The organism is Vibrio sp. B1ASS3 (genome assembly GCF_905175355.1).
GTDB classification, from domain to species: domain Bacteria; phylum Pseudomonadota; class Gammaproteobacteria; order Enterobacterales; family Vibrionaceae; genus Vibrio; species Vibrio owensii.
Window position 1 is genome coordinate 2,450,165 of sequence record NZ_HG992742.1, and the last position, 23,815, is coordinate 2,473,979.

Annotated in this window: 19 protein-coding genes and 1 pseudogene; 14 read left to right on the forward strand and 6 right to left on the reverse strand. The window is 46.7% G+C overall.

What is annotated here, in order from left to right:
• The first annotated feature begins 57 nt into the window (after nucleotides 1–57).
• The 8 genes from KJB05_RS11205 (at nucleotide 58) to KJB05_RS11240 (ending at nucleotide 8,801) form a co-directional block, all read left to right on the forward strand.
• Nucleotides 58–1,041 carry a rhodanese-like domain-containing protein gene (locus KJB05_RS11205; RefSeq protein ID WP_009705802.1) on the forward strand — a complete coding sequence of 328 codons (984 nt, stop codon included), beginning with the start codon at nucleotides 58–60 and terminating at the stop codon, nucleotides 1,039–1,041.
• A gap of 21 nt (nucleotides 1,042–1,062) precedes the next feature.
• A complete protein-coding gene (locus KJB05_RS11210) occupies nucleotides 1,063–2,859 on the forward strand; it encodes an FAD-dependent oxidoreductase (RefSeq protein WP_208445473.1) in 1,797 nt (598 codons plus the stop codon).
• Nucleotides 2,856–3,626: a (Fe-S)-binding protein gene (locus KJB05_RS11215; protein WP_005442306.1), complete on the forward strand. Its 771-nt coding sequence runs from the start codon at nucleotides 2,856–2,858 to the stop codon at nucleotides 3,624–3,626. Before KJB05_RS11210 ends, KJB05_RS11215 begins: the two co-directional genes overlap by 4 nt.
• A 69-nt stretch (nucleotides 3,627–3,695) precedes the next feature.
• Nucleotides 3,696–4,373, forward strand: a complete 678-nt coding sequence (locus tag KJB05_RS11220; RefSeq protein WP_005442307.1) for a TVP38/TMEM64 family protein — start codon at nucleotides 3,696–3,698, stop codon at nucleotides 4,371–4,373.
• 337 nt (nucleotides 4,374–4,710) lie between these two features.
• Nucleotides 4,711–5,868: an ABC transporter substrate-binding protein gene (locus KJB05_RS11225; protein WP_208445472.1), complete on the forward strand. Its 1,158-nt coding sequence runs from the start codon at nucleotides 4,711–4,713 to the stop codon at nucleotides 5,866–5,868.
• Between the two features lie 9 nt (nucleotides 5,869–5,877).
• Entirely contained in the window at nucleotides 5,878–7,587 is a 1,710-nt protein-coding gene (locus KJB05_RS11230; RefSeq protein ID WP_208445471.1) for a thiamine ABC transporter permease, read from the forward strand.
• On the forward strand, nucleotides 7,553–8,200 hold the full coding sequence (locus KJB05_RS11235) for an ATP-binding cassette domain-containing protein (protein WP_009705796.1): 648 nt from the start codon (nucleotides 7,553–7,555) through the stop codon (nucleotides 8,198–8,200). The genes KJB05_RS11230 and KJB05_RS11235 overlap by 35 nt, the downstream gene beginning before the upstream one ends.
• Nucleotides 8,193–8,801 carry a CDP-alcohol phosphatidyltransferase family protein gene (locus tag KJB05_RS11240; RefSeq protein WP_005450653.1) on the forward strand — a complete coding sequence of 203 codons (609 nt, stop codon included), beginning with the start codon at nucleotides 8,193–8,195 and terminating at the stop codon, nucleotides 8,799–8,801. The genes KJB05_RS11235 and KJB05_RS11240 overlap by 8 nt, the downstream gene beginning before the upstream one ends.
• A 69-nt stretch (nucleotides 8,802–8,870) precedes the next feature.
• Here the strand turns inward: KJB05_RS11240 and KJB05_RS11245 are convergent, their stop codons facing one another.
• Nucleotides 8,871–9,023, reverse strand: coding sequence for a hypothetical protein (locus KJB05_RS11245; protein ID WP_170001019.1), 153 nt, complete (start codon nucleotides 9,021–9,023; stop codon nucleotides 8,871–8,873).
• Between the two features lie 271 nt (nucleotides 9,024–9,294).
• Here KJB05_RS11245 and norR point away from each other — a divergent pair, with 271 nt between their 5' ends.
• The 3 genes from norR to KJB05_RS11260 all read left to right on the forward strand — a co-directional run bounded on the left by norR (nucleotide 9,295) and on the right by KJB05_RS11260 (nucleotide 14,019).
• Nucleotides 9,295–10,824: a nitric oxide reductase transcriptional regulator NorR gene (norR, locus tag KJB05_RS11250; RefSeq protein WP_208445470.1), complete on the forward strand. Its 1,530-nt coding sequence runs from the start codon at nucleotides 9,295–9,297 to the stop codon at nucleotides 10,822–10,824.
• Between the two features lie 413 nt (nucleotides 10,825–11,237).
• Nucleotides 11,238–12,899: a hydroxylamine reductase gene (gene hcp, locus KJB05_RS11255; RefSeq protein WP_208445469.1), complete on the forward strand. Its 1,662-nt coding sequence runs from the start codon at nucleotides 11,238–11,240 to the stop codon at nucleotides 12,897–12,899.
• A gap of 76 nt (nucleotides 12,900–12,975) precedes the next feature.
• Nucleotides 12,976–14,019, forward strand: coding sequence for a hybrid-cluster NAD(P)-dependent oxidoreductase (locus KJB05_RS11260; protein WP_208445468.1), 1,044 nt, complete (start codon nucleotides 12,976–12,978; stop codon nucleotides 14,017–14,019).
• Between the two features lie 140 nt (nucleotides 14,020–14,159).
• On the opposite strand, the gene KJB05_RS11265 is transcribed toward KJB05_RS11260, so the two are convergent.
• The 4 genes and pseudogenes from KJB05_RS11265 to KJB05_RS11280 all read right to left on the reverse strand — a co-directional run.
• A complete protein-coding gene (locus KJB05_RS11265) occupies nucleotides 14,160–15,092 on the reverse strand; it encodes a class I SAM-dependent methyltransferase (RefSeq protein ID WP_208445467.1) in 933 nt (310 codons plus the stop codon).
• A 31-nt stretch (nucleotides 15,093–15,123) separates the two neighbouring features.
• Nucleotides 15,124–15,816, reverse strand: a complete 693-nt coding sequence (locus KJB05_RS11270; RefSeq protein WP_032802679.1) for a TIGR01621 family pseudouridine synthase — start codon at nucleotides 15,814–15,816, stop codon at nucleotides 15,124–15,126.
• A 49-nt stretch (nucleotides 15,817–15,865) separates the two neighbouring features.
• The gene (locus KJB05_RS11275; RefSeq protein WP_208445466.1) at nucleotides 15,866–17,479 is read right to left on the reverse strand and encodes a methyl-accepting chemotaxis protein; all 1,614 of its coding nucleotides are present in this window, start codon (nucleotides 17,477–17,479) and stop codon (nucleotides 15,866–15,868) included.
• 261 nt (nucleotides 17,480–17,740) lie between these two features.
• Nucleotides 17,741–19,039, reverse strand: a pseudogene (locus KJB05_RS11280) (sodium-dependent transporter); the annotation flags it as partial.
• A 107-nt stretch (nucleotides 19,040–19,146) separates the two neighbouring features.
• On the opposite strand from KJB05_RS11280, the gene KJB05_RS11285 reads away from it, so the two are divergent.
• The gene (locus KJB05_RS11285; RefSeq protein ID WP_001352368.1) at nucleotides 19,147–20,355 is read left to right on the forward strand and encodes an IS4-like element ISVsa5 family transposase; all 1,209 of its coding nucleotides are present in this window, start codon (nucleotides 19,147–19,149) and stop codon (nucleotides 20,353–20,355) included.
• Here the strand turns inward: KJB05_RS11285 and KJB05_RS11290 are convergent.
• Nucleotides 20,324–20,506 (reverse strand): hypothetical protein, encoded by a 183-nt coding sequence (locus KJB05_RS11290; RefSeq protein ID WP_244868306.1) that lies wholly within the window; start codon nucleotides 20,504–20,506, stop codon nucleotides 20,324–20,326. The two genes, KJB05_RS11285 and KJB05_RS11290, sit on opposite strands and share 32 nt — an antisense overlap.
• Nucleotides 20,507–20,878: 372 nt before the next feature.
• Between KJB05_RS11290 and cls the strand changes: the two genes are divergently transcribed.
• Nucleotides 20,879–22,333 carry a cardiolipin synthase gene (cls, locus tag KJB05_RS11295; protein WP_038889485.1) on the forward strand — a complete coding sequence of 485 codons (1,455 nt, stop codon included), beginning with the start codon at nucleotides 20,879–20,881 and terminating at the stop codon, nucleotides 22,331–22,333.
• 190 nt (nucleotides 22,334–22,523) lie between these two features.
• Nucleotides 22,524–23,729, forward strand: a complete 1,206-nt coding sequence (locus tag KJB05_RS11300; RefSeq protein WP_208446183.1) for a cystathionine beta-lyase — start codon at nucleotides 22,524–22,526, stop codon at nucleotides 23,727–23,729.
• The last annotated feature ends 86 nt before the right edge of the window (nucleotides 23,730–23,815 follow it).

A 23,815-nucleotide genomic window follows, 5' to 3' on the forward strand; every position in this document is an offset into this window, starting at 1 on the left:
ACTGCCGAGCGAAATGACTCGTCAGGAAAACTTTAAATTAAAATATGGAAGCAACTCATGAAAAAATCGACGATTGCGTTGGGTGTGTTGGCGGCTGTCGCAGCTGTTGGCTACTCAGCTTACAATACGATGTTCTCAGCTGAAGCAGTGACAGTGGATGCCGCAGCACAAGAGCAAAAGTTCACTGAATACGCTCACCCAGAGCACTTCATCTCTGCACAACAACTGAAATCACTGATGGACAGTGATAAAGACGTGGTTGTAATCGGCGCGCTAAACCCTATCAAGCCAGACAGCCCTATCTCTGGTTCTTACACTATGTGGCGTAACGATTACTCTGCGGCAGAAGGCGTTTACGATTTCGGCGGTATGAGCAACAGCACAGAAGAGATGGAAACCATCTTAGGTAGCTTCGGTGCAACCACTGACAGCACAATCGTCGTTTACGCAGCAGGCTCTCACCACGATGCTGCACGTCTTTACTGGCAAATCCATAACCTTGGTCACCAAGACGTTCGTTACCTAGACGGTGGCTTAAACGCTTGGATGGGCGCAGGTTTCCCAACTGGCTCTGCAAACCAAAGCGTTGCAGCGGTTGAATACAAAGCTCCGAACACGAAACAAGACAACAACACACTAGCAACGCTAGACATGGTTATCGCAGCACAAAACAACCCTGATTGGGTGATCCTAGATACGCGCGGCAACGACGAATTTAGCGGTGAAGTAGCGGTGTCTGGCGCATATGGTCCGGGCACTATCCCAAGCAGTGTTCACATTAACTGGACCAAAGCGTTGAACGAAGACACAACGCTGAAATCAGCAGAAGAACTGCAAGCCCTTTACGGCGACATCATCAAAGGCAAGAAAGTTATCGCTTACTGCCAGTCTGGTGTTCGCTCTGCCCACACCACCATGATTCTTACTGAAGTATTAGGTGCAGAAGGCGTCTACAACTACGACGGCTCATGGATCGAGTACAGCCATGCTCACTACGAGCAGAAGAATCCTGAAGTGAACGTTATCAACGGCAAGAGCTAATCAACACGGAAACCGCAGTTAATGAACAATGTAATTTTTAGCCAAAAGCTATTCGACACCGCGCAAATGATTGTCGATGGCTGTATGGGTGATGCCGATCCGGCATGCCAAACCGCATGTCCAATGCACACAGACGTAAAACAATACGTTCGCATGGCAGGCGAAGGTAATTTCCAAGGCGCCTTGGATCTGATCCGCAGCAAACTATTCCTACCTCAAACGCTTGGCCGCATCTGTGCACACCCTTGTGAAGCTTCTTGTCGTCGCAACACTGAATTCGGTCAGCCAATCAGCGTTGCAGGCATCAAACGCTTCGTTGCAGAAAAACTGGATAACCAAGATCACTGGGATCTTAACATCGCGCCGCTAACCAACAAGCACATCGCGATCGTGGGTGCTGGCCCTGCTGGTGCGCAAGCAGCTATTGAGCTTCGTCGTCAAGGCCACGAAGTAACGATTTACGAAAAGCTAGATGTATACGGCGGCATGATGCGTGTGGGTATCCCTGAATACCGTCTACCACGCGACGTTATCGACTTCGAATACAGCTACTTAGCAATGCTAGGTGTGACGACTCGTTTCGGTGTTGAAATCGGCAAAGACATCAGCTTCGACACTCTACGTAGCGAACACGATGCTGTGATTCTGGCTCACGGTGCACACGTAGGCTCTATCATTCCGCTACCAGGTCACGACAACGATGGTGTGTTCTCTGCGGTTGAATACTTGAAAGAGATTTCTGAAACTCGCCAATTCCCACGAGCAGGTAAACGCGTGATGGTTATCGGCGGTGGTGACGTGGCAATGGACTGTGCGCGTTCTTCATGGCGTATCGGTGCAAGCGACGTTTACCAATGTTCGCTTGAGAGCCTAGAGAACCTACCTGCAAGCCAAATTGAAATCGACGAATCGCTAGAAGAAGGTGTCGAGTTCAATGCAGGTTGGGGCCCAGTTGCTATCGAACACGATAACGGCAAAGTAACCGGCATCACTATCAAGAAAGTAGTGTCTATCTTTGACGAGCAAGGCAACTTTGCGCCTAAGTACAGCGAAGAAAGCAAAACTATCTCTGTGGATACGGTTGTTTTCGCTACGGGTCAAGTTGTGGCTGACATCACTGGCGGCGCACTAGAACAAACTCGCGGCGGCCGTTACGTTGTCGATAAACAAACGCTAGCTTCTAGCCTAGAAGACGTCTTCGTAGCCGGTGACGCGTGTGGCGGTAACATCGTGATTGAAGCGATGGCATTAGGTCGCAAAGCCGCAATAAGTGTTGAGCGTTTCCTAACGACTCGCCCACTGACTGAAGGTCGCGACTTCGAGCAAGAATACAGCTACTCATCTCGTCTAGACGTGCCACTACCAAAAGGTACGGTAGATACCCCTCGCCTACACGGTGAATTGCGTAACGCTGAAGAGCGTAAGCAAGATTTTGCACAAGTGGATTTAGGCTTTACTGAAGAACAAATCAAACAAGAAGCATCTCGCTGTCTGCAATGTAGCTGCAAGCTATGTATGACCGAGTGCATCATGATGAATGACTTCAGTGACTGTCCAAAGACCATCTTCTCTGACTTTGTGAACAACAAGTCAATGGACCCACTGATGGCTTACTCATGTAACGCCTGTGACCAGTGCACCATCGTATGTCCGAAAGACTTCCCTATGAAGGAAATGTTCCTAGGCGCACGTGCTGACTTTGTTAAGGCAAACAATGGTGAATCACCAATGCCGGGTCACAAAGCAATCAATATGCACCAGAAGCTGGGCTTCTCAAAAATCTTCACTATGGCAAAACGAGCGGTATCGACAAAATGAGTAATAAAGTATTTATGCCAGGATGCAGCTTGCCATCCTACTCACCAGAAGGCGTAGCAGCAATTGCGAGCTACTTAAAAGAAGTGTACCCAGACATGGGCGCAGTGCAGAAGTGTTGTGGTAAACCAACCGCTGCTATTGGCCAAACTGAGAAGTTCAAAGAGCGTTACGGCCAGCTTCAAGCGGACTTCGATAAGCTAGACGCACAAGAAGTCATTGTGGCGTGTCAAAGCTGCTACGGCATGATCAAGAAATCTGGTGGCACACAAAAACCGGTTTCATTGTGGAAACTGCTTCCAGAAATCGGTCTGCCAGAAGCGCTACGCGGTAAAGCGAAAAACAGTGACGTGGTATTTACCATTCACGACTCTTGCTCTACTCGCTACGAAAAAGAGCTGCAAGACGGTATCCGCTGGATCTTGAACGAGCTTGGCTACAAAACCTCAGAACCAGAACACACACGTGAAAACACACGCTGTTGTGGTTTCGGCGGCATGGTAGTGCCAGCAAACCCAGACGTCGCAACACGCGTAATCAAACGCCGCGTGGAAGAGTTTGAGACAGACTACGTTGTGGTTTACTGCTCGGCTTGTCGCGCATCCATGATGGGTGTAGGTACGAAATCTTGGCACATTCTGGATCTGATGTTCGGCCCTGTGATCATGCAAGGTGATGAGCCGCCAGTAAACGTGCTCGCTAGCCCTGTAAAAGCTTGGTTCAACCGCTACAAATCTAAAGCGGGCCTAATCAAGTGTATGTCTGTGTAGCTGTGTCTCTGTAGCTACGTTTTTGTAGCTACATCTTTTTAGTTATTAGGTTTAAGTGAAGTTGAACTTATGAAATTCGTAAAAATCGCTCTTATTGTTGCTGTTATTGCTCTCGCTTTATTTGCAGCAAAACAAACTGGCATCCTTGAAATCATCACAGACATCAAGAGCCTACAAGATTGGATCGCAAGCTTTGGCGTTTGGGGTTACGCAGTATTCGTAGCTGCATTCGTGTTTGCGTGTGTTTTCCTACTACCAGGCAGTGCGTTCACTATCGTAGCGGGTATCGTATTTGGCCCAATCAAAGGCGGTATCTTAGCGCTGTTCTCTGCAACGCTTGGCGCGGTGGCGGCATTCATCGTGGCGCGCTTCCTGCTTCGTAACACCATCATGAAGAAGTTTGGCGATAACCCAATCTTCAAGAAAATCGACGATGGCGTAGCAGCAAACGGTACAAGCTTCTTGATCCTAACGCGTCTAGTACCTGTATTCCCATTCAGCCTACAGAACTACGCTTACGGTCTAACCAGCCTAAACCTTGGCACTTACGCTCTGGTTTCTCTACTAACAATGGCTCCAGGTGCATTCATCTTCGCTTACATGGCGGGTGATATTGCGACAAACGGCGTGTCTGCGATGCTACTAGTGAAGTTTGCGGTTGCGGGTCTTATCCTGTTTGGCATGTCTCTGATTCCAAAATACATCGCGAAGAAAAAAGGCATCAACATGGAAGAATTAGCGAAGTAATCCGGTCTATCCATTATTGACGCCAAAAGAGTGCGACTTATCGGGAGTTGCACTCTTTTCATTCTTACTAATTTGCTCACAGTTTGTGCCTCTTTTGGCGACTTTTAAAACCAAAAACTGACGCGAATTGGTATGACCTCACAAGGCGAATAATTCTATGAAACTATTATCAAATTCGCGTTGATAATAAAGCGAGATAGATTACTATCCATGTAGAGGGAACAGAGCGTTCAGCCTGTTTATACCCCTATGTTGAGTATCGAAAATAGACGTTTTTCATCACATAGGCGAACAAAGCTCCAAAATGAAAACAAAGATAAAGAAACACGGATTACGTATGAAAAAGCTACTTAGCACCATTGGCATTTTAGCCACCACTTTTGCCACCTCCTCTTATGCCACTTCTCACTCCGAAGAATGGCAAAAAATCGAACAACAAGCCGACGGTCAGACTGTTTATTTCCATGCTTGGGGTGGTAGCCAAGAGATCAACCGCTATATCCAATGGACAGGCAAAGAGATTAAATCTCGCTACAACGTGACGCTTAACCACGTAAAAGTCACCGACATTTCTGAAACCACCACTCGTCTTATCGCAGAAAAAGCCGCAGGGAAGAACAGCGGTGGCAGCGTAGATATGGTTTGGATTAATGGTGAAAACTTTAAATCAATGAAAGACAACCAACTGCTGTTTGGTCCTTTTGTTGACGGTCTACCAAGTTGGCAATATGTCGATAAAACACTACCGGTAGATGTCGATTTTTCAGAACCGACTGATGGCCTAGAAGCGCCATGGGGTGTGGGCCAACTTGTTTTTATCTACGATGAAGAGACGCTCAACAACCCGCCAAGTTCTTACGCGGAAATGCTAAGTTACGCAAAAGCGTTTCCTAACCGCCTTACTTACCCTCGCCCACCAGAGTTCCATGGCACTAGCTTCATTAAATCTCTGCTCATTGAGTTAAGTAACAACGATCCTGCACTGCAAAAACCAGTGACCGACGAAGCATTCAAAACCGTTACGCAGCCTCTATGGGCTTACTTAGATGAATTCCACACTGTTGCATGGCGTGGCGGTAAACAGTTCCCAGGCGGAACAGCAGAAACCGTACAACTGCTAGATGATGGTCAGATTGACCTAGCTGTCACGTTCAACCCGAACGCGGTTTTCTCAGCACAATCAAGCGGTAACCTAGCAGAAAGTACCAAAGCATACGCAATGGACGCTGGCGCATTGTCGAACATCCACTTCTTAGCGATTCCTTGGAACGCAAATGCCAGTGCAGGCGCGCAAGTTGCTATAAACTTTTTATTGAGCCCTGAAGCACAATCTCGCAAAGGTGATATCAACATCTGGGGTGATCCTTCAGTGCTAAGCAGCCAGTACCTAACCGGCACGGCTAAGAATACTCAACAGTTCAAATCTATCGCGGAGCCACATCCAAGCTGGCAAGCAGCGTTAGAAAAAGAATGGCTGAAACGCTACGGAAATTAATACACACCCATGTTAAGAGCGCTGTATCTAGCTATTATCGCAGTTTGTATATTACCGACCATCCCGGGGCTACTCGGGGTGGTGGTGTCTGCGCTCGGCTATGTACCCCCTATTGGTTTGCACCACTTTTCACTGGATGGCTTTCATGCTGTGTTTGACTGGGAAGGTGTGTGGACATCGATTGGACTGACTTTCTATTCCGCCATTTTCAGCAGCTACCTTGCTTGTTTGATCACTTTCGCGATTCTTCAAGCTTCATGGGGCAGCAAGTTCTGGCGCAAGATTGAAATGAGTCTTTCCCCTCTTCTTGCTATGCCGCATGTCGCGTTTGCTATCGGCTTCGCTTTTCTATTCGCACCAACAGGTATGGGCGTTCGTGTGCTCAATCAAATGTTTGGTTACGATCCAAATGCGCAAACGGTGAATGATCTGGCGTTGTTGATCAAAGACCCACACGCACTGGGTTTGATCGTCATGCTTGCCATTAAAGAAGTGCCGTTTTTATTGTTGATGAGCATTCCTATTCTTCAGCAGCTAAAAGTTGAGAAGATTGAAAAAGTCAGTCATTCGATGGGTTACAGTTCCGCGCAAGCGTGGTGGAAATGTGTTTTCCCACAATGGTTAGCGAAACTACGTTTCCCAATGTTGGCTGTTCTGGCTTACAGCTTATCCGTTGTGGATGTGGCGCTAATTATCGGTCCAACCAACCCTCCTACGTTTGCAGTGTTGGTATGGCAGTGGTTTAACGATCCTGATTTATCGCTCCTACCAAGAGCAGCGGCGGGAGCGGTGGTGCTGTTTGCCATTGCGAGCCTCTTGATTGGTTTTGCACGACTCGTCGAATGGAGCGTTACCAAAGGCTTCAAACGCTGGCAATACTCCGGCCGTAGCGGCTTCCGCTTACCGGGTAAAACCTTGTTCTCTATGATTGCCCTACTCGCACTGCTAATGGTGCCTTTGATGGTGGTATGGAGCTTTGCTCAGCGTTGGCGTTTCCCTGACTTATTACCCAGCCGCTATAGCTTACGTTTTTGGGAATACGAGTGGCAAAGCATTCTTGGCACGCTAGAGCAAAGCATGTTGATCGCAGTTATCAGTGCATCTATTGCACTTGTATTGGCGCTGATTGCTCATGAGTACCGCCTACGCTACCGCTGGCAGGTGCCGGGGTACATCATCGCTGTACCTATGTTGATCCCACAGCTTTCTGTGTTGTTTGGTATGCAGGTCGCTACTCTGTATCTCGACAGCAATGCGTATTTCTTCTGGGTGTGCTGGGCACATGTCTTCTTCGCTTTCCCATTCGTTTATCTGTCATTGGATGGGCCTTGGCGCAGCTTCGACAACGGTTTGACTCGTGTCGCTCTAAGCCTTGGTAAATCACCAATGCAAGCTTGGTTGAAAGTGAAATTGCCGATTCTTCTGCCTGCCATTGCCTTTGCTTGGGCAGTGGGAATTAGTGTGAGCTTGGCTCAATACCTACCAACACTAGTGCTGGGTGCGGGTCGCATCAGCACAATAACAACAGAAGCGGTAGCCCTCTCAAGTGGCTTCGACCGTCGTGTCACCGCGATTTATGCAATTTGGCAAGCGCTCTTGCCGTTAATGTTCTTCTCTTTTGCGATTCTACTTAGTCGTTTACACGTTAAGTATCGCCGGTTGTCTATTAAAGGTTTACTACCGAATGAGTCTTTGTCTCGAAAACCTCGCCATCCGTAAAACCAATGGCGACACACTTTTCTCTGCGTTCAACATGACCGTGAAGAAAGGTGAAATTGTTACCCTGATGGGCCCAAGCGGCTGCGGAAAATCCACCTTGTTGGATGCGATTGCTGGTCACCTGTCTTCCGAGTTCGACTATTCAGGCTCAATCACGCTCGATAACGAAAAGCTGGATGCTTTACCTGCACACAAACGTCAGGTGGGTATTCTGTTCCAAGATGACTTGCTCTTCCCGCACCTCACCGTGTGGGAGAACCTGGCCTTCGCGCTACCCGATTCAATCAAAGGTGCAGAGCGCAAAGAGCGTGCAATGCAGGCTTTGAAGCACATCTCGCTAACTAAACTTGCAGAGTCTTTCCCTGATCAAATCTCTGGCGGCCAGCGCGCACGTATTGCTCTCACCCGCATGTTATTGGCAAAACCGAAAGTTGCCCTACTCGATGAGCCATACAGCAAGCTAGATAAAGATCTGCGCGTACAGTTTCGCAATTGGGTTGTGGAGCAGCTTCAACAAGCTAACATTCCTGCTTTAATGGTGACGCACGATGAAGACGATATACCTGAGGGCAGTCGCTGCCTGAACTGGCCTTGGGAGACAAGCCATGCTTGATAGCCTGAGTATCAAAATCATTAAGTGGCCATTGGCACAGAGCGCAAAACTCATTGATAAATGTGGTGTAACGGCTAACCAAACCACCTTGTTTGGCTTCGCCCTTGGCTGTTTTGCCTTACCTGCATTGATGGCAGAGCAATACACGCTTGCATTAGCATTTATCCTATTGAATCGAATCTGTGATGGATTGGATGGTGCTTTAGCGAGGATTCAAGGCATCACCGATGCGGGCGGCTTCCTTGATATAAGCTTAGACTTCTTGTTCTATTCTCTGATTCCATTTGGCTTTGTACTGGCAAACCCAGAACAAAACGCTGTCGCGGGCGCGTTCTTGATCTTCTCGTTTATTGGTACAGGAAGCAGCTTCTTAGCATTTGCGATCATGGCGGGTAAACGTGGTATCGATAACCCTGTCTACAAGCACAAATCTCTGTACTACATGAGCGGTCTGACAGAAGGCACAGAGACCATCGGTTGCTTCGTGCTGTTCTGTTTGTTCCCGCAACATTTTGCCGTGATTGCGTACATCTTTGGTGCAGCATGTTGGTTTACTACGTTTACGCGTATTTACTCCGGGTTTCATACGCTGAAACCATAAACAAAACTTCAAGAGAGATTCCTGATTGCAACGAAGGAATGCAGTCGGGAATCTCTATTCCATCATCCCTTAATAAAGCATCCCACTCACCACCAGCGTCACCACAATTCCAGAGACAAAACTCGGAAAATGCCACGTCCGCTGCTTAGCGCGGTAATACTCTTTTTGTAGGTCCTCTTGGTAGCTCTTTACGGCTAACTCTTTAATGTAGTTATTATGCATAACCTGTCCTCCTGACGTGTATTACAGGTGGAGGATAAAAGCTCAAGTTAACTTAAGGTCAACGGAAAAATTCAATTTCGGAGAATATTATTTGCGAAGGCTGAATCCCTCATTCCTAGCTCTTAAGCGCAATCAGTTGCACTTGTTTGTATCACAGTTCTGTTATGTCACTTGATCGTCGTCAATGGAACATCAATCTCTCACACCTTTCGATGTTCAAATGACATCAAGTTGCTAGCATGAGTCCATTCAAGATAACTCTGGGCTTGTTATGACTCCTACTGTCGACCACGTACTTCTCAATATCGCACTCAATCTGAGCTCAAATCGCTCTCATGAGCAGCAATACCAAAACCTGATAGACGGGGTGGCGCAAGTCTTCCCTTGCGATGCGAGCTGTCTGTTTATCTTTGATGAAGATGGCTTCCTAACGCCAGTCGCAGTAAAAGGTTTGTCGAGCTCAGTACTCGGTCGCCGTTACTTTCCTAAAGCTCACCCGCGTTTGGATGCCATCATTCGTAGTCGCGAGCCTGTTCGCTTCGACGCAGATTGTGCCCTGCCCGATCCATTTGATGGAACACTGTTAACCGAAGATCAATGCATTGACGTCCATGACTGCATGGGCTTTAGCTTGTACGTTGAGGGGCAGCTTGTCGGCGCATTAACCATGGATGCACTAGCGGTTGGCGCGTTTGACCATATCGACCCAGTCGCAATCGAGACGTTCGCAGCACTAACGGCGGCGACACTGCGCAACATTGCACAATTAAAAGCCCTTAAAGCGCAGAACCAGAAGCAAAAGAGCGTCACGCAAACCCTGATCCAACAGGCACGCTCACAACACGGTGACATGGTTGGCTTAAGCCCACAAATCAATCAATTACGAAACAACATTGCGACCGTTGCTCAATCGGATTACGCAGTATTGGTAACAGGAGAAACGGGAACGGGTAAAGAGCTTGTTGCTCACTCCGTCCATGCTCAATCTCATCGCAATGATAAACCGATGATCTACGTAAACTGTGCCGCTCTACCCGAGGGTCTGGCGGAGAGCGAACTGTTTGGCCACGTGAAGGGCGCTTTTACCGGAGCCAATAGTCATCGTGCAGGTAAGTTCGAATTGGCTGATGGCGGTACAATCTTCTTAGATGAAGTAGGTGAATTGCCATTGATTTTACAGGCAAAACTGCTGCGAGTTATCCAACAAGGTGAGTTGCAACGTGTAGGTAGCGATCAGCATTTGATGGTTAACGTGCGCATCATCGCAGCCACCAACCGACAGTTAGAAAAAGAAGTGGAAGATGGCACATTCCGTGCGGATTTGTTCCATCGCTTAAATGTATTCCCAATCAAAGTGCCACCACTGCGTGCACGTGATGGCGACATTCCAGTTCTTGCGGGATATTTGTTAGAAAAAGTACGCCAGCAATTTAACGCACCAAACCTTCACGTTCACCCTAAGGTACTAACTCAACTAGAATCTCTGCCTTGGTATGGTAACGTTCGAGAACTTGAACACACCTTAACGCGAGCTGCGTTACATGCCATTCAACAAGGCGCGAGCACCATCATGCTCAATCACTTTGATACTTCATTGGCATTGGATGATGTAAAAAACACATCGCATTACTTGCCGAAAGAGAGTCAGCCAATGCGCGAGTTAGTAGAGAGTTATCAACGAGACTTGATTGAACACGCTTTGAGCCAAACTGGCGGTGTTTGGGCAAAAGCAGCGGAGTTTTTACAAATGGATCGAGGCAACTTGTATCGCATGGGTAAAAAGCTCGGCATTAGCAAATAACACTCCGATTTACTTCCCTCACCAACTCACTCTACTCAACCATTCCGGGTGGTTTGCTCAGACTCATCCGGATCACCTATTTCCTTATTTTCTTCAATAACACCAAGGAATTCCGAAATTCTGTAAAGAAACGCGATTGGGAATCTTTTGTCTTTAAAAAACCACACTAACTTTTCTCCTGCTTAACAAGTACTTCCACTTTCGATTGTTAAAGCGTTTCTCGCGCGTTGCTTTTCTCATCACATCTGTATTTTCGTTGTCATTTGCACATCATTCGCGTTGTCACAATCACATCAGCCACGCACTTCAAATACAACAAAACCATTTAAAATCAATAAGATAATAATTGGCACGTATTCTGCTCTATAAGGAAAAACAAAACGACTATTACTACAATCACTGGAGAACCCAATATGTTCTGTATTCAATGTGAACAGACAATCCAAACCCCTGCTGTAAAAGGCTGTTCTTTCGCACAAGGTATGTGTGGCAAAACTTCAGAGGTATCCGATCTACAAGACGTGTTGGTTTACACTCTGCAAGGGGTTTCTTTTTGGGCAGCACGCGCGCTTGAATTCAACATCATCAATGATGAAATCAACCAATGGGCTCCAAGAGCATTCTTCTCTACGTTGACTAACGTAAACTTCGATCCTGAGCGTATCCTTGAGCTAACTTCTCAAGCAGCAACATACAAAGCACTGCTAAAAGACCAAGTAATGTCTGCCGCAACTCTTGCTGACGAAGTCGTATTGAACGTACCTAACGTTGCGAACTTCGAGCTGCCAAACAGTGCAGAAGAAATCCTAGCATTTGCTCCTCAAGTAGCGGTAAACCGTGGTAAAGACCAAGTACACGAAGACGTTATCGGCCTGCGCCTACTTTGCCTGTACGGCTTAAAAGGTGCTGCTGCGTACATGGAGCACGCACGTGTACTTGAGCAAACCAACAATGATATCTTCGCCGAATACCACGAAATCATGGCTTGGTTAGGTACTGACCCAGAAGATCTAGGCGAGCTATTAGACTGCTCAATGCGCATCGGTCTTATGAACTACAAAGTGATGGAAATGCTGGATCATGGTGAAACAGCAACGTTCGGTCACCCAGAGCCAACCACTGTTAACGTTAAGCCAGTGAAAGGCAAATGTATTCTTGTTTCTGGTCATGACCTTCACGACCTAGAGAAAATCCTGCAACAGACTGAAGGCAAAGGCATTAACGTTTACACCAACGGTGAAATGCTGCCTGCACACGGTTACCCAGAGCTGAAGAAATACCCTCACCTAGTGGGTAACTACGGTAGCGCGTGGCAGAACCAACAAAAAGAGTTCGCTAACTTCCCTGGCGCGATTGTGATGACCTCAAACTGCCTATTGAACCCGAACGTTGGCCAATACGCAGACCGCCTATTCACTCGTAGCATTGTTGGTTGGCCGGGTGTCGCTCACCTAGAAGGTGATGATTTTAGCCAAGTCGTTGAATGTGCATTAGCGCAAGAAGGCTTCCAGCATGACGAAATAGAACACAACATCACGGTTGGCTTCGGTCGTGACGCACTAATGAACGCAGCACCTGCCGTTATCGATCAAGTGAAGCAAGGCAACATCAAACACTTCTTCCTCGTAGGTGGTTGTGATGGCGATAAAGCAGAGCGTAGCTACTACACCGACTTCACTGCAGAAGCACCAGAAGATACGCTAATCCTAACGCTGGCTTGTGGTAAATACCGCTTCAACAAAAACACATTTGGCGACATCAACGGCATCCCTCGCCTATTGGATGTGGGCCAATGTAACGATGCGTACTCAGCAATCCAGCTTGCACTGGCACTTGCGAAAGAATTCGATTGCGATATCAACGAGCTACCTCTAACGCTTGTTCTGTCTTGGTTCGAGCAAAAAGCGATTGTGATCCTACTTACGCTATTCGCTCTTGGTGTGAAAGGCATTTACACGGGTCCAACAGCGCCTGCATTCCTGACGCCAAACTTGATTGCGATTATCCAAGAGAAATTCGATATGCGTAGCATTGGTAATGTTCAGGATGATCTTAAAACCATCCTAGCAGCGTAATCACCTTGCTTAACACGCGCCTCCTTAATTGGGGGCGCTTTTATCTATTGAGTACTCGACAACCAAAGAGATTGTTATGTTTTTTGAATGGCAAGGCAGTCAACCTGTCACGTTACGCTGTGTAGACAAATACCATGAAACTGCTGATGCAGTGAGCCTCAAGTTGGCAGACCTGTCAGAATCGCTCTTGTTTGAGTTTAAAGCGGGTCAGTTCATCAACCTTGGTGTTGAAATCGATGGCAAGATGGAGTTTCGTGCTTACTCACTCAGCTCTCTTTCCGGTGACGACTGCTTGCAACTGACGATCAAGCGTGTCGAAGGCGGTAAGGTCTCCAACTACATCATCGATAAGCTTCTCATTGGCGATACGGTTCAAGCTCTTCCCCCTACGGGTGATTTCAACTGCATCGATCATCCACCAATGGCGGTTAATGGCAGAAAGAAAGCCCTGCTCATTAGTGCGGGTTGCGGCATTACACCTGTATTCGCGATGGCAAAAGAATGGCTAGATAGCGACGCTGGAGTTGATATTGAGTTCCTGCACATTGCTCGCAGTCAGCCTGAAACCATCTACTTTGATTTATTAGAGACCTACCATTCAGTTTATTCAGATTTCAAACTGAAATTGCTACTGAAAAACCGCGGTGAAACGCTTTACCCAGAAGGTCGTTTGAATGCCCAGTGGTTAAAAGAACTGGTGCCAGACTTTAAACAGCGCACGGTTTATCTATGCGGTCCAAATCAGTTTATGCTTGATGTCCAAAGCTACCTAAGTGGACTTGGTTTTGATATGGCAAACTTCTTTCAAGAAAGCTTTACACCAGCAGCCAGTGAAGAAGCTGAAGTGTCGGAAGAAACGGCCAGTGTGTCAGTGCCAGACTTTGCTCAAACGATCGATGCGCAAAAAGGCCAAGTCCTTGCTGATGTGTTGGAAGGTGCTGCATTACCACTAATCGTGGCTTGCCGGAGCGGCATTTGTGGTTCTTGTAAGTGTAAGGTCCGCAAAGGCAGCGTATCTTCAACCAGCCTTGAAACACTGACACCGGAAGAAATTGAGCAAGGCTATGTACTTGCCTGCTCTTCGACGATTGAATCCGATCTTGAAATTCAGATTGGTTAAAGCGGTTGATACAAACATTAAAAAAGCGCCGTGCTCGGCGCTTTTTGTTTATCGCAGACTGTAATTCTACCAAGACGCGAAGCATTTGATAGAGATTCTCTATAAGGAAAAACGACTGAGCTGGGAACCTCGCTTTAAACTCAGCTAAACAGCAGAACCTTGAGTGCAGCTTCGCTATCTACATCCATAAACTCTGGTGGGTTATCCAAACGCTCACGGAATGTTAGCTGTGGCGCTTCTTCCTTCATGCTTTCAATCAAGAAATCGCTGGTCACCGATGGAGAGTTAACACACGCTAACACCTGACCACCTTCTGCCAACAAATCTGGCAAACGGCGTAGAATCTTTTTGTAGTCTTTGGTTAACGCGAAACTGCCTTTCTGGAATGACGGCGGATCAATGATGATCACATCGTACTGACCCGCTTTCTTAATCTTGCCCCACGATTTAAAAATATCGTGCCCCATAAAGCTCACTTGATTGATGTTATGACCATTCAGCTTATGGTTCTCACGACCCTTAGACAGCGAGGCTTTAGCCATATCCACGTTAACCACTTTATCTGCGCCACCAGCAATAGCCGCCACAGAGAAGCCACAAGTGTAAGCAAACAAGTTAAGTACGTTTTTGTGCTTCGCGTTTTCACGAACCCAATCACGACCGTAGCGCATATCAAGGAACAAACCAAAGTTCTGGTTACGACCGATGTCTAGCTGGTACTTCAAGCCACTTTCTTCAACCACAGGTCGAGCATCTAGCTCACCCAATAGGATTTCAGAAGGCGCACCGTCAGCGTAACGGTGCTGAATCACGATAGTGCGACCTTGTTTCTCTGCCCACAGAGCAGAATCAGAAAGCGTGTTTAATCCTGCTTTTAATCCGCTCAGAAACGACTCATCCACTTCTTTAAATAGATTGATGATCAACTGACCTTGTAACCAATCACACGTAATTTGCTCTAAACCTTCGAAGCGGCGGCCACGACCGTGAAACAGTCGGCGGATTTCATTGGGAGCTTGTGTTAGCTCGGCTTCTAGATGCTGAAAAAACAGCGGAAGTTGTGATGCTTGCATCGAATTCTCTTATTCGTTTTCTTTGTGATGGTTATTTAATCGTAGGCCAGTTTAGTTCCCACGGAGAGAGCCAAGTGTCGATACCTTGGGATACCGTTTCATTGTGCCATTTACTGCCAAGTGCTTTGTGTTCACGTGGATCGCAAACAAAGCAATGTGTTTCATCTTGATACGGGAAACACAACGAAAATGCATGCAAGTAGCCACGGTCAGCTTCATTGCCTGCGTTATAAATAGGATCGCCAACAATACCCGAGCCGACTGATTTCAATGCCACGCGAATTTGGTGCGTTTTGCCAGTGTGCGGCTTACATAAAAACAGGCGCTCTCCCGGCTCTGCAGCGAGGGAGAAGAATTGGGTAATCGCTGGATTCGTTTTGCTGTTGACCAGTTTCCATGAAGAACGACGAGAGCGTTCCATGTCACCCACTACCAACCCTTGCTTCTTCTTAGGCTTTTTCGAACCAATCGCAAGATAGAACTTCTCGACTTCACGATCTGCAAATGCTTGCGACAACGCACTTGCTGCTTTTGCGTTGCGACCCAAAAGCAAAATTCCAGACGTCATTTTGTCGAGGCGGTGGATAAGATACAACTGCTCATCACCACTTTGTTTTGCTACTTCTTGCAGCAACATGGTATCTCCATCGTCCTTGTGTACTGAGACGTTGGGATGTTTATTGATGATCAGAAAATCTGGATGGGTGTGTAGAATGTCGAACATAAAAAACTGGCTCCACGTTTGGAGCCAGAAGTATACCGATTCTAAGCAATTAGGCGAGCTTAAACTTGCCCACCAGCGCTTCCAGTTCTTGAACTTTACGATTCAGACCTTCTACGCTTTGCGAGCTATCATTGGCCAATTGTAATGAACGGTTTGAGATATCGCTGATCGAGGTAATATCCGCAGCAATTTCTTTCGTCACTGCGGTTTGCTCTTCCGCCGCCGTCGCGATTGAATTGACCATGCTTTGGACATGCGCCGCACCCGAAACGATTTCTTCCAGTGAGTTCACTGCCCCCGAGCTTTGACTCACACCAATTTCAACCAAACGACAGCCATCTTCGGTGTAAGTTACTGCCTCTTGAGTACCGACTTGAATCGCTTGGATGATCTCACCAACTTCTTGTGTTGCCTTTGTTGTGCGTTCAGCCAGAGCGCGCACTTCATCTGCAACCACAGCAAAGCCACGACCAAACTCACCTGCACGTGCCGCTTCGATTGCCGCGTTCAATGCCAGCAGGTTCGTCTGCTCTGCGATATCTTCAATCACTTTGATAACCGCGCCGATCTTCTCACCATGAGAGCCTAGACTGTTCATCTGCACCGACATATCCGACATCTGCTGAGATACCTGTTGAATGCTTTCCACCATCTCTACAATCACGGTGCGACCTTGTTCAGCGGTTGATTCCGACTTGCGTGCTTCTTCAAACGTCGCAGCACCTTGCTCGGCAACTTGGGAAATGGTCAAGCTCAGCTCTTCTGCGGCTGTCGCAATCAAGTTTGCTTTATCAGATTGGCTGCTAGCACCAGACACAATATCTTGGCTCACAACGGAAAGCTCACCGGTAACAGATTTCACTTCTTCTGACACGAGAGAAATCGAACCAATAAGGCTGGTCAAAGACGCCTGCATCTTATTTAGTGACGTCGCTAGGTTAGCCAGCTCATCACCCGATTTATCCTTAATCGGATCGACGGTTAAATCACCTTCTGCAACGCGCTGTGCTAATCCATCTAACTTACTCAAACGGTTGGTGATTGAGTTCGACAACAAGTACGCAATCACACCTGTTGCAATCAAAGCAATCGAACCCAACACAGAAATCGTCAGCTCAATACTGTTAAACGAATCAGAAAGATCGAGTAATGCCTCACTGGTGCTTTGGCGACCATCGAGTGATGCGGCATCCAGAATGGATTCAAGTGGTGCTAGATTCGCATCATAAAGTGAGCGAAGACGAGCAACGTTCTCCTCAACATTTTCCAAACCAAGGTTGGTCAGAACTTGTGATTCAAAGTCACGGGTAAAGTTACTCATGTAACGCTCGGCTTTTTCAACGTTACGGTAATCTTCACCACCCACCGTTTCTAAGCGTTTAACTTCGGCAATAGCGGCAGAAAACTCCTTTTTATTAACTTGATACTCAGCTTGGGCCCCTGCAACACCAACGATACTGCCTAACGCATCGCGATAAACATCGCCAGCTTCATCGATCAAAATAAGATACTGCACTGTTTCAGGAACGTCGTCCGTTCTCACCTCGTCAGCCACTTCGTGCGAGTTTAATACCTCTAGCATGATAATCCCGATCATCACTAGCATGATTGCCAAAATGGCACCAAAACTCGCGTACAGTTTTTTACGAACAGACATTGTCACTAATAACCTTCCTTACTCTGATTTCTTATTTCTAACTTAGTTAATCCACATATTTACACATGCTTTGTAAGGGTTATCGGAACGAACTTATGCAACTTGAGTACAAACTTTTGTGATCCACCTCACCCTGCGAGCTATCTCACAATTAATACGCATTATTGATATTAATTCCATCAATCCTATAAATAATGAATATAAAAAAGCGGGAGTCTATGAAGACTCCCGCTTATTAATTTTCGAATTTAGCTGATTGCTGTTCGCTTATAGCTTCTTAGAGAAGATACCCGCTAGAGCAATGATGCCGATACCTAGTAGCATGATTTCGCCCTTACCGCTGTCGAAACCAGACTTGATACCCATGAAGGCTACGATAGCGATAGCAACTGGGATTACGTATTTCACTAGGTTGTACCAAAGACCAAATAGTGGGAAAGATACTTTACCGTCGTTAGTAATCTCTTTCTCAAGGTCAGCACGGTTTAGACGCCAGCCTGCGAAGATACATACCAACATACCGCCAACCGCTAGGAAGATCTTATCTGTTAGTAGGTCGAAGATGTCGAATGCACCTGTACCGAATAGTGTTGGACCAACACCGCCAAGCGATAGTGATGCAAACACACATAGTGATGCCATTACGACACTTGCAGAAAGTACTGCTGTTGAACGCTTCAGGCCTTTCTCATCGATTAGGTAAGAAACCACAACTTCCAATAGAGATACTGAAGACGTCAGTGCCGCTACTGTTAGACCGATGAAGAACATCAGAGCAAATAGAAGACCAATTACGCCACCCATTTCAGCAAACAGCTGAGGTACAACAACGAATACTAGACCTGGACCTGCTGCTGGTTCCATACCGAATGCGAACATTGCCGGGAACATTGCAACACCTGCAAGGATAGCAACACCGGTATCCATCGCAGTAACCATACCTGTAGTCTGAACTAGGTTCTCTTTCTTCTTAAGGTAAGAACCGTACGTCATCATACAACCCATACCAAGAGATAGTGAGAAGAATGCTTGGCCTAGCGCAGCTAGAACAACATTGCTGTCTACTTTCGAGAAGTCTGGCATGAATAGGAACTCAAGACCTGCCATCGCACCCGGTAGCATCAGACCTTTCACCGATACAACGATCAGGATAAGGAATAGAAGAGGCATCAGGATTTTACCCGCTTTCTCGATACCGCCGGAAATACCCTTCATTACGATAACGATGTTAAGGAATAGGTAAACACCCATCCACAGTAGCGGTTGAACTGGATCAGAAATGAAGCCGCCGAAGCTGTCACCAATCGCTTCAGGAGTACTTAGTAGACCACCACCTACTTTAAAGATGTACGCTAGCGCCCAGCCACCTACTACAGGGTAGAAACCCATGATAAGTAGACCACTCAGTACGCCGATAACACCAGTAAATGTCCAACGACGATCAGTCGATTTGAAAGCACCTACTGCTGAAAGACCTGTCTTACGACCAATAGCGAATTCAGTAAGCATTACGCTAAAGCCGATAAAAATAACAAACAAAAGGTAGATTGCAACGAACGCACCGCCCTGATGAATCCCCTAATGATTTTTATCAAAATCATTAAGTTAAGGTAGATACACATCTTGTCATATGATCAAATGGTTTCGCCAAAAATCAATAATCAGACAACAAAATGTGCGAACTCGATATTTTACACGACTCTCTTTACCAATTCTGCCCCGAATTACACTTAAAACGACTCAACAGCTTAACGTTGGCTTGCCACGCCTTACTTGACTGTAAAACTCTCACTCTTACCGAACTTGGCCGTAACCTGCCAACCAAAGCGAGAACAAAACATAACATCAAACGAATCGACCGATTGTTAGGTAATCGTCACCTCCACAAAGAGCGACTCGCTGTATACCGTTGGCATGCTAGCTTTATCTGTTCGGGCAATACGATGCCCATTGTACTTGTTGACTGGTCTGATATCCGTGAGCAAAAACGGCTTATGGTATTGCGAGCTTCAGTCGCACTACACGGTCGTTCTGTTACTCTTTATGAGAAAGCGTTCCCGCTTTCAGAGCAATGTTCAAAGAAAGCTCATGACCAATTTCTAGCCGACCTTGCGAGCATTCTACCGAGTAACACCACACCGCTCATTGTCAGTGATGCTGGCTTTAAAGTGCCATGGTATAAATCCGTTGAGAAGCTGGGTTGGTACTGGTTAAGTCGAGTAAGAGGAAAAGTACAATATGCAGACCTAGGAGCGGAAAACTGGAAACCTATCAGCAACTTACATGATATGTCATCTAGTCACTCAAAGACTTTAGGCTATAAGAGGCTGACTAAAAGCAATCCAATCTCATGCCAAATTCTATTGTATAAATCTCGCTCTAAAGGCCGAAAAAATCAGCGCTCGACACGGACTCATTGTCACCACCCGTCACCTAAAATCTACTCAGCGTCGGCAAAGGAGCCATGGATTCTAGCAACTAACTTACCTGTTGAAATTCGAACACCCAAACAACTTGTTAATATCTATTCGAAGCGAATGCAGATTGAAGAAACCTTCCGAGACTTGAAAAGTCCTGCCTACGGACTAGGCCTACGCCATAGCCGAACGAGCAGCTCAGAGCGTTTTGATATCATGCTGCTAATCGCCCTGATGCTTCAACTAACATGTTGGCTTGCGGGCGTTCATGCTCAGAAACAAGGTTGGGACAAGCACTTCCAGGCTAACACAGTCAGAAATCGAAACGTACTCTCAACAGTTCGCTTAGGCATGGAAGTTTTGCGGCATTCTGGCTACACAATAACAAGGGAAGACTCACTCGTGGCTGCAACCCTGCTTACTCAAAATCTATTCACACATGGTTACGTTTTGGGGAAATTATGAGGGGATCTCTCAGCGCACCGCCGCCGCTCTCACCCGCTGTGTAAGGGAATTTCCATATATTGCCTAAACCGACAGCGGAACCCGCTGCTGCCATTACGAAGCCTAGTTTAGACCCCCACGTATCACGTGGTGCTGCTGTATTTGTAGCCACGCTTTTTCTCCAAAGTATTTTGTTGTGTTTGCATAGAGATAGGCGTCTAGAATATGTTCGTGTAAATATTAATGTACACTTTATAAGATGTTTGTGTGACGCTCTATGTATGGTCAGTAAAGCAGTTTCAATTTAAAATTGGAACCCCGATCAGCACATTTATCGCACAAATGTATTATTGTTCACGCTAAATGCTGCTTTTTTGTGCAAAAGTTAATGTTTCGTCCAACTTTTCACACATCAGTAACACAAACCCCCGTTATAAAATTCATTTCACATTACAAAGTCGTTCTGCCCTAGGATTATGAAAATAGTTTCCCGTTCCGGCATTTGCGCTTAATATCCATATTGGGCTTATTACTTTTGGCGTATATGGACAAGTTCTATCACTTTATCACCCTCGCTGGCATCGGGCTTTACTGGTTTCTCGTTGCTGGTGTTACTATTCGCGTCGTTTTAAAGCGTCGTGCTGTTAGCGTCTCCCTCGCATGGCTGATGATCATCTACATCCTGCCAGTGCTAGGTGTTGCCTGTTATTTCTTATTTGGTGAGCTTAACCTTGGCCGAAAACGTGCAGAACGGGCCAAAGTGATGTTCACACCGTTCCAACAATGGTTCACTCAGTTAAATGATTGTAACGCACATGTTCCAGAAGCAATGGGGCGTCATATCTACCGCATTGATGAATTGTGTAACAACCGTTTGGGCCTTCCAGCTCTGAGTGGCAACACGCTTTCGCTTCAACAGTCACCGGATGAAATCCTTCACTCCATTATTAAAGACATCGAAAATGCACAACACAGCATCCGCATGGTGTTCTACATTTGGCATCCGGGCGGCTTAGCCGACTCTGTTGCTTCTGCATTGATTCAAGCGGCGAAGCGTGGCGTGGATGTTAAGCTGCTGCTCGACTCAGCCGGTAGCCCGCGCTTCTTCCGCAGTCCTTGGTACAAGATGATGAAGGATGCGGGCATCGATGTGGTGCAAGCATTAGAAGTAAAAATGTGGCGTATCTTTCTACGCCGTCTTGATTTGCGTCAGCACCGCAAGATCATCGTGATTGATGATGAGATCGCCTACACAGGTTCAATGAACTTGGTCGATCCTGCTTTCTTTAAACAAAGCAGCGGCGTCGGTCAGTGGATTGATATCATGGTGCGCATTACTGGCCCGACAGTGAACGTATTGAGTGCTATCCACTGTTGGGATTGGGAAGTAGAAACTGGCGAGCGTCAGCTACCGACTCACCCTGAATGCCGAGTCGATAATGATGAATTTCAACACCCGATTCAAGTCGTGCCGTCAGGTCCGGGTATGCCGGAGTACTTGATTTACCAAGTGTTAACCTTGGCAATCAATCAAGCGAATCGATCTGTGAGGATCACAACACCTTACTTTGTTCCAAGCTCTGACCTACTTGAAACATTGAAGATGACCGCACAACGAGGCATTGATGTAGAGCTTATCATCCCTCATAAAAACGACTCCATGATGGTGCAATGGGCATCACGAGCCTTCTACAGTGAGCTGATGGCAGCGGGTGTGAAAATCTATGAGTTCTATGGTGGCTTGCTGCACACTAAGTCCGTCGTTATTGATGAGCAATTTTGTTTGGTTGGCACGGTAAACATGGATATGCGCAGTTTATGGCTGAACTTTGAAGTGACGCTTGCGGTAGATGATGAAGAGTTCACCAAACAAATGTCATCACTACAAGATGCTTACGTCCAACAGTCACATACGGTCGACAAAGATGAATGGGCAAAGCGCAGTATCTTTTCTCGCTTTTTAGAGCGCGTTTTCTATCTATTTAACCCATTACTGTAATAAATAAGATAAAGCCGCTAAATCTCAATAAAACCGACAGATTCATGCTGTCGGTTTTATTTTTTACGCCCCATACCACTGTTTTTCGAGTGATGCTCGGACAAGTCGTTTCATTTCTATTTTTCCCTTGCAAACCACCCTTGCTCCATGTTTTAAATATTGAAAATCGTAATTTAGACAGGGAATTTTTATGTCAGAAGGCAAAAAAACCAAACTCGTCACCGCTGGTCGTGACAAGAAGTGGACTAACGGTGTGGTTAACCCACCAGTTCAGCGAGCTTCCACCATCGTGTTTGATACCGTTGCAGAAAAAAACCAAGCGATGATCAATCGCACTAACAAAACTCTGTTCTACGGGCGTCGCGGCACAAACACGCACTTTGCCTTTCAAGATGCCATGGTTGAAGTCGAAGGCGGTGCGGGCTGCGCACTTTACCCGTGTGGCACAGCTGCGATTTCTAATGCGATCCTGTCTTTTGTTGAGACGGGCGATCACATCCTAATGGTCGATACCTGTTACGAACCGACCCGCGATTTCTGCGACACCATCATGAAGAAGATGGGCGTCGAAACGACTTACTTTGATCCTATGATTGGTGAGGGTATTCGTGATCTTATTCAACCGAATACCAAAATCCTTTTCTTAGAGTCTCCTGGTTCAATCACAATGGAAGTGATGGACGTACCGACGATGGCAAGCATCGCCCATGAGCGTGAAATCATCGTTATGCTTGATAATACTTGGGGCGCAGGTGTGAACTTCTCCCCATTTGACCACGGCGTCGATATCTCTATTCAAGCAGCAACCAAGTACATTGTTGGTCACTCTGATGTGATGTTGGGAACAGCGGTTGCTTCTGAGAAATACTGGGACCAATTACGTGAGCAAAGCTACCTGATGGGTCAATGTGTTTCTCCTGACGATGCATACCTTGGCCTGCGCGGTATTCGTACTCTTGATGTGCGTCTACGTCAGCATGCAGAAAACAGCCTAAAAGTAGCGCAATGGCTGGAAAATCGTCCCGAGGTCGATCACGTTCGCCACCCAGCTTTAGAGAGCTGCCCTGGCCATGAATTCTTTAAACGTGACTTCACCGGTGGTAACGGCCTGTTCTCGTTCGTCTTGAAAAACTCGTACCCGAAAGCAACTACAGCATTGTTGGATGGCATGAAACACTTCAGCATGGGTTATTCATGGGGTGGCTATGAGAGTTTGATTTTAGCTAACGAGCCAAAGAGCTTTAATAGCTTGCGCACAGTAGCGAATCCAAATTTCGAGGGCACACTGGTACGTCTTCACATCGGACTCGAGGATGTCGAAGACTTAATTGCTGACCTAGAAGCCGGCTTCGCACGATACAACGCACTCGTACTCGAAAAAGAAGCCTCTTTGTAAGCATTCAGAATATCTATCAAATAGCCTCGCACTTCGAGGCTATTTTTCTTCCCTCTGCCATCATTCAACTAAGTCATTGTCTCAAT

Coding starts and splice junctions, on each gene's coding strand:
- KJB05_RS11205 (WP_009705802.1), top strand. CDS start 58: ATGAAAAAATCGACGATTGCGTTGGGTGTGTTGGCGGCTGTCGCAGCT.
- KJB05_RS11210 (WP_208445473.1), top strand. CDS start 1,063: ATGAACAATGTAATTTTTAGCCAAAAGCTATTCGACACCGCGCAAATG.
- KJB05_RS11215 (WP_005442306.1), top strand. CDS start 2,856: ATGAGTAATAAAGTATTTATGCCAGGATGCAGCTTGCCATCCTACTCA.
- KJB05_RS11220 (WP_005442307.1), top strand. CDS start 3,696: ATGAAATTCGTAAAAATCGCTCTTATTGTTGCTGTTATTGCTCTCGCT.
- KJB05_RS11225 (WP_208445472.1), top strand. CDS start 4,711: ATGAAAAAGCTACTTAGCACCATTGGCATTTTAGCCACCACTTTTGCC.
- KJB05_RS11230 (WP_208445471.1), top strand. CDS start 5,878: ATGTTAAGAGCGCTGTATCTAGCTATTATCGCAGTTTGTATATTACCG.
- KJB05_RS11235 (WP_009705796.1), top strand. CDS start 7,553: ATGAGTCTTTGTCTCGAAAACCTCGCCATCCGTAAAACCAATGGCGAC.
- KJB05_RS11240 (WP_005450653.1), top strand. CDS start 8,193: ATGCTTGATAGCCTGAGTATCAAAATCATTAAGTGGCCATTGGCACAG.
- KJB05_RS11245 (WP_170001019.1), bottom strand. CDS start 9,023: ATGCATAATAACTACATTAAAGAGTTAGCCGTAAAGAGCTACCAAGAG.
- norR (WP_208445470.1), top strand. CDS start 9,295: ATGACTCCTACTGTCGACCACGTACTTCTCAATATCGCACTCAATCTG.
- hcp (WP_208445469.1), top strand. CDS start 11,238: ATGTTCTGTATTCAATGTGAACAGACAATCCAAACCCCTGCTGTAAAA.
- KJB05_RS11260 (WP_208445468.1), top strand. CDS start 12,976: ATGTTTTTTGAATGGCAAGGCAGTCAACCTGTCACGTTACGCTGTGTA.
- KJB05_RS11265 (WP_208445467.1), bottom strand. CDS start 15,092: ATGCAAGCATCACAACTTCCGCTGTTTTTTCAGCATCTAGAAGCCGAG.
- KJB05_RS11270 (WP_032802679.1), bottom strand. CDS start 15,816: ATGTTCGACATTCTACACACCCATCCAGATTTTCTGATCATCAATAAA.
- KJB05_RS11285 (WP_001352368.1), top strand. CDS start 19,147: ATGTGCGAACTCGATATTTTACACGACTCTCTTTACCAATTCTGCCCC.
- cls (WP_038889485.1), top strand. CDS start 20,879: ATGGACAAGTTCTATCACTTTATCACCCTCGCTGGCATCGGGCTTTAC.
- KJB05_RS11300 (WP_208446183.1), top strand. CDS start 22,524: ATGTCAGAAGGCAAAAAAACCAAACTCGTCACCGCTGGTCGTGACAAG.